This is a genomic window from Plesiocystis pacifica SIR-1 (assembly GCF_000170895.1).
In the GTDB taxonomy this organism is placed as follows: domain Bacteria; phylum Myxococcota_A; class Polyangia; order Nannocystales; family Nannocystaceae; genus Plesiocystis; species Plesiocystis pacifica.
The window spans coordinates 22,925-29,369 of the sequence record NZ_ABCS01000116.1 but is presented as its reverse complement, the minus strand read 5'-3'; the positions used below and the strand labels follow the sequence as shown (position 1 = coordinate 29,369).

The window sequence follows — 6,445 nt, the reverse complement described above, 5'->3', positions numbered from 1 at the left end:
ACCTCGTCCATTTTAGCCGTCGTGGACGACGCCACGCCCTCCCTGCGCCACGTCCACGACTCAGGGACTGTGAGATTTTCACAGTCCCTGTCCATTTTAGCCGTCGTGGACGACGCCACGCCCTCCCTGCGCCACGTCCACGACTCAGGGACTGTGAGATTTTCACAGTCCCTGTCCATTTTAGCCGTCGTGGACGACGCCACGCCCTCCCTGCCCCACGTCCACGACTCATTTCACCGCCTTGGCCACGTCCGTGACCATGTGGGCCGTGTACTCGGCCTTGCTCAGCTTCTTGCGCCCGGGGTCGTGGCAGCGCTCCCACATGCGCAGGGTGCTCTCGGCCGAGGCCCGCATGGCCCGGACGTCGAGGCCGAGGTTCTCGATGTCCTGGATGAGGTCCGGGGCGAAGCCGTGGTGGGCGAAGCCCAGGAAGTTGAACTCGCTCAGCTCGCCGTTGCGCTCGACGGGCTTGTCCCGTTTGAGATTGTCCGGGCGCTGCTTGGGCACGCCGGTGGCCACGAGCTCCTGCTTGCGCTGACGCTGCTCGCCCTTGGGCCGCTCGAAGCGGGCGCCCGTGAGGGTGGTGAAGCCGTCGATGTCGGTCCCGAGGCTGACGGCGACCCCCAGGTCGCGGAGCTGGGCGAGCATCTGGGCGAGGGAGCGGGAGCTGGTGTGGCAGCGGTTGTCGACGCCGCTGGCGGTGTACTCCTCCTGGGCGTTGGGCCCGGTGCGGACCCCAAACACGCCGCCGGTCGGGATCAGCCACTTGATCTCCTCGATCGTCGCCATGTACTCGAGGGTGCTGAACTTGCCGTCCCAGCCCACCGGCGGCCGGATGGTGTACTTGGGCTGCTCGCCGTACTGCTCCCGGAACCAGTCCTTGCTGGGCATGAGCTCGTCGACCCGCGAGTGGGTGAAGTTGAGCGGGTACCAGCGCGCGGCGGCGGGGGTCTTGCGGCTGCGGACCCAGTCGAAGAGCTGCTTGCGGCCCGCGCGGGAGATGTGGTCGATCTCGAGGATCATGCCGCGCTCGGCCATGGCGGTCAGCAGCTGGAAGCCCTCCGGGGTGACGCCCACGGGGTTGTAGCGATCGAGGCTGACCTTGGCCTGCTTCTCGATCTTCGAGATGTGGGCCATCGAGTCCTCGTAGGCCTCGCGCATGTCCGGATCCATCTGGTTCCAGGCGGGCTTCTTGAGCAGGTGCTTGACCCCAAAGATGCGCCCGTGCTGCAGCGCGGCCCCGGCGAAGCGGGTGTCGTTCTCGTGGGTGATCTGCATGGCGCGCACGCCCAGGTCCCACAGCTCGTCGAGCTGGTCCCGCCACTCGCCGTGGGACTTGGGCATGAGGTGGCTGCACTCGACCGAGAGGATCACCGCGAGCTTGCCGGCGGCGATGATCCGCCGGGCGTGCCAGGGGTCGAGGGCGATCTCGTACCAGTCGAAGCGCTCGGCGAAGGCGTGGTGGGCCTTGAGCTGCAGCCGGATCGCGTCCATGTCGTTGAGCGGGATGTCGCGGTCCTTGTGCTTGATCAGGTGCGACACGAACATGTTGTTGACCGAAGGCGAGATCATCAGGCGCAGGCCGTGGCGGCCGCCCGTGACCTCGGCGTTCATGGCCTCGCGCAGGTGCGTCCAGTGCATGACCTGGTGGCAAGAGTCGTGGGACACGGGCCAGTCGTGGTCGCGCTTGGTCCCGACCTTGTCGTGGGATCCGCCGAACTTGGCGTGTTTGCCCCCGCAGTCCTTGGGCAGGGGCTCCATGGGGCCCGGGGCGATGAGCGCTCCGGCGAAGCCCAGGTGCGACATGTGGTGGGCGTGCAGATCGGCGAAGCCCTCGACGCGGCGCTTGGGCGAGCGCTTGGGCTTGACGACCTTGCCCTGGGCCGGCCGCTCGATCTTCAGCTCGTACTCGATCTTGCGGGTCGCGCTCTTGCCGTCGACGACGGCCGCGATCAGGCAGCCGCGCACGCCTTTGAAGCTGCGCGCCCAGGTCCGCCCGGTGTCGTCCTGGCCCGGCGCGACCCCGAAGGTCCACAGCTCGACGGCCTTGCCCCGGGGCGTGATCTTCAACAAGGTGACCCCGGCCTTGCCCGCGCCGCCGGTCTTTTGGAAGCAAAAGCGGACCTCGTCGCGGTCGTAGGGGACGGGGTGGATCCACGTCCGCCCCAGCGTGCCCGTGAGCGCGCCGTCCTTGGTCGCGAAGGCCAGGCGGGCGGGGTGCTTGAAGGGGTTCTTGGCGAAGTTGCCCGAGATCGACTGGGCGCGGAAGAACTTGAACAGCCCGGCCTCGACGAGCGCCGCCTCGAGGGTCTTGGCCTGGACGCGCGCGACCAGCTTCTCGAGCGCCGCCCCGGGCTTCATGGCCGCGCTCTTGGTCAGCCCGTGGCGCTTGGCCAGCTCGACGGTCTTGGCCCAGATGCCCGGGGCGAATTTCTCGGCGGAGCCAAAGCTGGGATCGACGGCGCGGTCGAGCTGCTTTTTCTTGGTCGCGTTGGCGGCCTGGACCTTGTCCTTTTTGGTCTCGTTGGCGGCCTGGACCTTCTTCTTGGCGGTCTTCTTGGCGCTCTGGACCTTCTTCTTGGCGGTCTTCTTGGCGGCCTTCTTGGCCTGTTTTTTGTCCTTGCCAGACAGGTCGCTGTTGCGGATGTCCGCCAGCGCATCGCGTTTTTCCTGCTTGGCGGCCTTCTTGGACGCCTTCTTTTGCTTCTTGGCGGCCTTTTTGTCCGAGCGGGCCTGCTTCTTGGCGGCTTTCTTCTTGGTCTTGGCGGCCTTCTTGACGGTCTTTTTTGCCTTGCTCCCAAACAATCCCATGCTTGTTCAACTACGACACGTGTCCGCGATGTGTCTGTGCGTGTTCTCCGCATTCGAGAGGGCGACAGCATTCGATTCCGCGCGGTAGCCTGGGTCATGTCGTGGAGTCGCGCCCGTCCCCGTTTGCTCGTCATCGTCGCTGGAGGGCTTCTGAGCGCCTGCCAGTCGGGGACGAAGCCCGGTACGCAGTTGGGGGCGATTCACTACACCGCCGAGGTCCGCAATGGGGTCAGCGCGGAGCTGAGCCTCGGAGACCCCATCGGAGAGACCGAGACGGCGGCCTGGGTGGTGACCTACGACCCGGGCGAGGGCCCGCTGTTGCAGCGCTGGCGGCCGGCCAAGCTGCGCGTCGAGGTGGACCACGGCCCCGTGGCGATCGTGGGCGGGGGCGCCGAGGATCCCAAGCAGTGGGCGGTGCCCCAGGACGTCCGCGTGAGCGTCGTCGACTCGGGCAACTTCGACGTCGAGGTGAGCTGCGAGGAGGCCATGGACGAGTACGGCTCGGGCACGATCGTGGCCATGCAGGGCGACGAGGTGGTCGAGTTCAAGGAGGGGGTCTCGCGGCGCTGCACCGCCAACTTGGTCTACCGCGGGAGCAATGCGATGTTCGACTTCCTGGCCTACGGCGACGGCGAGGTCATCGGGCGCACGAGCTTCGGGGAGTCGGTCGAGGTCGACGAGGCCGAGTAGATCGAGAAGGCTTCAGTCGGGGCAGGGGATCCACAGCGAGGGGCGCTCGGAGCTCGAGTCGTAGTCGTATCCGCCCTGGAGATCGCAGCCGTCCCAGCCAAACTCGCAGACGCTCGACAGGCATTGCCCCTTGCCGAAGCTCTCGACGGGGCTGATGTCGGGCCAATACAGGGCGCCCGGGACCTGCTCCTCCTCTCCGTCGTAGGCGCTCCACGATGCGCCCTCGTAGGCGAGGCTCAGGGCTTGAAAGTCGATCTTGGCGCTGCCCCGTGGCGCGCACGCGGACGGGGGAATGGGGTCGCTGAACTGCAGCTGCAGGATGTCGGGCTCGGCGGGGTCCCAGTCCGCGGAGACGGGGATGCTCTTCGTCAGCTCGGGGATCGTCTCGTAGCAGATGTCGAAGTAGCAGTAGCCGTAGGCGCCGCTGGTGAAGTCGGCCGTGTAGCGCAGCAGCGTGAAGCGGCTGGGGTCGGCCTGTGTCGTGGGGCTCAGCCCGTGCGCGAAGCGGAGCTCCAAGGTGCGATCGTCGAGCCAGCGCGCCGCTGGGACCCCGACGTCGGATCTGCCATGGGGGGTGTAGCGCTCCTTGAGGCCGTCCTCGCAGCGGTAGTAGCCGCAGCCGCTCGGGCCCAGGATGGCGAGCAAGCCGGCGAGGGCGGTCAGGAAGGACGCGGCGGGGTCGAGGCGGAGCGGGGCCGGCACGCGGGGAGAGTCCCCAGCGAGCGTGAACCGTTCACTGGTGTGAACCAATTTTGAGATGGCGAGACTTCCCGAGCGTCCATGGTCTGCGTCGTCCCTAGAAGCTGGAGCGTGTGTTTGGGTTTGAGCGTGCTCTTGGCGGCTGCACCACGAGTTGCAGCCGCAGAGGGCGAACGCGCGCCGGACTCGAGCGAGCTCGCGCCGGAGTCGGAGCCCGAGCCAGACTTCGAGGCTGCGCCCTTGGGCGTCGAGCCCGCCGAGCCTCCACCGGAGGCCTGGGGACCGCCAAAGCCCGAGCCGCCCGCGGGCAAGCACATGTACCGAGCCGGGGTGTTCGGCGTGAGCTTCGGGGTCCTCAACCTCGCGGGCAGCGTCCCGCTCTACATCCTCGGCCCCGGGCACGCGAACTTCACGGGCGTCATCACCTTCAGCTTCGGGACCTTGTTCACGATCCTCGGGGCCCTCGGCATCCACTACGGCAAGCGTCGCCGAAGGGTCTGGCGGGCCTGGGAGGCGGACCCGCGGGCGCCGATCCTCGTGCCCGAGAAGGCCTCGATGCCGGGCCACAAAATCTGGCTGACCGTCGGCGGCGTGACCACGGGCCTGGGCCTGGCGACCATGGCCTACGGCATCCCGGCCTTTGGCGATCCGATCTTGAACACGCCGCCCTTCGCTTACGTGTGCGTCGCGTGGGGCTCGGTCTCGGCCGCCGCAGGCGTGGCCATGTTGGGCGTGGGCGGGGTGCAGGCGCATCGGCGCAAGCACGGCCGACGCCACCGGGCGGGGCTCCAGCCCGAGCTCGCGCCCTTTGGTTGGGCCGACGGGACGAGCCTGCAGGTCGGCCTGGCTGGACGCTTCTAGACGCGTCTAGTCGTAGGCCTGGCTGTCCGCGAGGCGCTCGAGGGCGGCCTCCCAGGTGATCTCGGACACCGGCACGGCCTCGGGCCAGACGCTGAGGATGCTCCCGCCCCGGGACAGGCTGGGGAAGGCGACGATCGAGGCGACGTGGGCGTCGCTGGTCACGAAGGCCATCATCGCCGCTTGGCTCTCCCAGACCACGAAGGTCCGCGCCGAGCCGCACTCGGCCGAGCCGCCGAGCTGGGCGGCGACCAGGCCCGGGTTGGCGAACAAGGTCATGCTGTTGGCGACGTTGAGCTCGGAGAACATCGCCAGATCGGCGTCGGCGCTCAGCGCCAGGTAGGTCGAGCTGACGACGTACTCGGACGCGCCGTCGTCGATCAGCGCGCCGTTTTCGTCCGCGCCCGGTCCGTACCAGCGCGGCGCCCCGGGGTTGCCCTGCGTGTCGGCGACGCCGAAGTCTCCAGCGAGAAGCTCGGCGGAGCAGTCGGCGAAGGGGTCGGCCTCGGTCTCGCCAGCGTCCGTGTCCGTGGACTCGTCGGTGGCGTCGGCGGCCTCGTCGTCTCCGCTGGAGTCGTCGCCGCAAGCGGCCACGGGGGCGAGCAGGGCGAGGGCGAGGGCGAGTCGAAGGGAAGGGTGGTCGGTGTTCATGTGGTGGTCTCTCGAGTTGCGACGCTGGCGAAGAACAGCCGGTCGAAGTCGCGGTCCAGCTGTCGGGAGTGGAAGTCGTCGACGCTGCCCTGGACGCGCAGCTCGATCGCGCCGCCGACGGGCACGTCGACGGGGCCCATGACCACGGCCCAGTCCCCCGGGGTGCCTGCTTCGCCGACCCGCAGGTAGGTGTAGTGGCCGGCGAGGGTGAGCTCGCGGACCTCACCGACGAGCTGGTCTCGATCGGCCGGGCCGACCGCGGGCATGCCCTCGCGCACGGCCGGGGTCGGAGCCTCCGCCGCAGCGGGCGGGTCTGGGGGCGCGTCGCAGGCGGAGCTCGCCAGGACTCCAAACACGAGGAGCAGCAGTCGGTGCGGGGCGGCCATGGGTGCGGGTGCAACACCGCGAGCCCGCGCCCGTGTCACCGCCGGGTCGAACTATTTTTGAGCCCGAGCTCGGGCGCCCTGCAGCTCGATCAGGCGCCGCTCGAGCTTGAGCGCGTCGAGCTCTTCTTTCAGGGCGCTGGCTTGCCCCGACCAGTCGTTGGAGGTCCGCCCGTGGGCGACGGCCAGGGTCGTGCCCAGGGTCCCCTCGAAGATCGAGAGCAGCCAGGCCCGGTCCGAGCGCCCGAGGAACTGATCGGCGAGGGCCTCGGCGCACTCGAGCTCGAAGGCCTTGAGCTCGATGGCGCGGTCGAGGCGAGCCGCGCGCTCGTTGGCAGCGATATCCACCCCCG

At 68.7% G+C, this 6,445-nt stretch carries 7 protein-coding genes; 2 read left to right on the top strand and 5 right to left on the bottom strand.

Features of this window, described 5'->3' with window-relative positions; all coding sequences use genetic code 11:
* Window positions 1-228: 228 nt before the first annotated feature.
* Window positions 229-2,811: an amidohydrolase family protein gene (locus PPSIR1_RS35490; RefSeq protein WP_157596321.1), complete on the bottom strand. Its 2,583-nt coding sequence runs from the start codon at window positions 2,809-2,811 to the stop codon at window positions 229-231.
* A 189-nt stretch (window positions 2,812-3,000) separates the two neighbouring features.
* Between PPSIR1_RS35490 and PPSIR1_RS35485 the strand changes: the two genes are divergently transcribed.
* Window positions 3,001-3,501 (top strand): hypothetical protein, encoded by a 501-nt coding sequence (locus PPSIR1_RS35485; protein ID WP_006976091.1) that lies wholly within the window; start codon window positions 3,001-3,003, stop codon window positions 3,499-3,501.
* Between the two features lie 12 nt (window positions 3,502-3,513).
* On the opposite strand, the gene PPSIR1_RS35480 is transcribed toward PPSIR1_RS35485, so the two are convergent.
* Window positions 3,514-4,203: a hypothetical protein gene (locus PPSIR1_RS35480; protein ID WP_006976090.1), complete on the bottom strand. Its 690-nt coding sequence runs from the start codon at window positions 4,201-4,203 to the stop codon at window positions 3,514-3,516.
* 126 nt (window positions 4,204-4,329) lie between these two features.
* On the opposite strand from PPSIR1_RS35480, the gene PPSIR1_RS35475 reads away from it, so the two are divergent.
* Window positions 4,330-5,061, top strand: coding sequence for a hypothetical protein (locus PPSIR1_RS35475; RefSeq protein WP_157596320.1), 732 nt, complete (start codon window positions 4,330-4,332; stop codon window positions 5,059-5,061).
* Between the two features lie 6 nt (window positions 5,062-5,067).
* Here PPSIR1_RS35475 and PPSIR1_RS44750 read toward each other — a convergent pair whose 3' ends face one another.
* Genes PPSIR1_RS44750 through PPSIR1_RS35460 form a run of 3 tightly spaced genes read right to left on the bottom strand, consistent with a single transcriptional unit; the run spans window position 5,068 to window position 6,440 of the window.
* On the bottom strand, window positions 5,068-5,709 hold the full coding sequence (locus PPSIR1_RS44750; RefSeq protein ID WP_006976088.1) for a hypothetical protein: 642 nt from the start codon (window positions 5,707-5,709) through the stop codon (window positions 5,068-5,070).
* The gene (locus tag PPSIR1_RS35465) at window positions 5,706-6,095 is read right to left on the bottom strand and encodes a hypothetical protein (protein ID WP_006976087.1); all 390 of its coding nucleotides are present in this window, start codon (window positions 6,093-6,095) and stop codon (window positions 5,706-5,708) included. Before PPSIR1_RS35465 ends, PPSIR1_RS44750 begins: the two co-directional genes overlap by 4 nt.
* Window positions 6,096-6,146: 51 nt before the next feature.
* The gene (locus tag PPSIR1_RS35460) at window positions 6,147-6,440 is read right to left on the bottom strand and encodes a hypothetical protein (protein ID WP_006976086.1); all 294 of its coding nucleotides are present in this window, start codon (window positions 6,438-6,440) and stop codon (window positions 6,147-6,149) included.
* Window positions 6,441-6,445 lie beyond the last annotated feature (5 nt).

Coding starts and splice junctions, on each gene's coding strand:
- PPSIR1_RS44750 (WP_006976088.1), bottom strand. CDS start 5,709: ATGAACACCGACCACCCTTCCCTTCGACTCGCCCTCGCCCTCGCCCTG.
- PPSIR1_RS35490 (WP_157596321.1), bottom strand. CDS start 2,811: ATGGGATTGTTTGGGAGCAAGGCAAAAAAGACCGTCAAGAAGGCCGCC.
- PPSIR1_RS35465 (WP_006976087.1), bottom strand. CDS start 6,095: ATGGCCGCCCCGCACCGACTGCTGCTCCTCGTGTTTGGAGTCCTGGCG.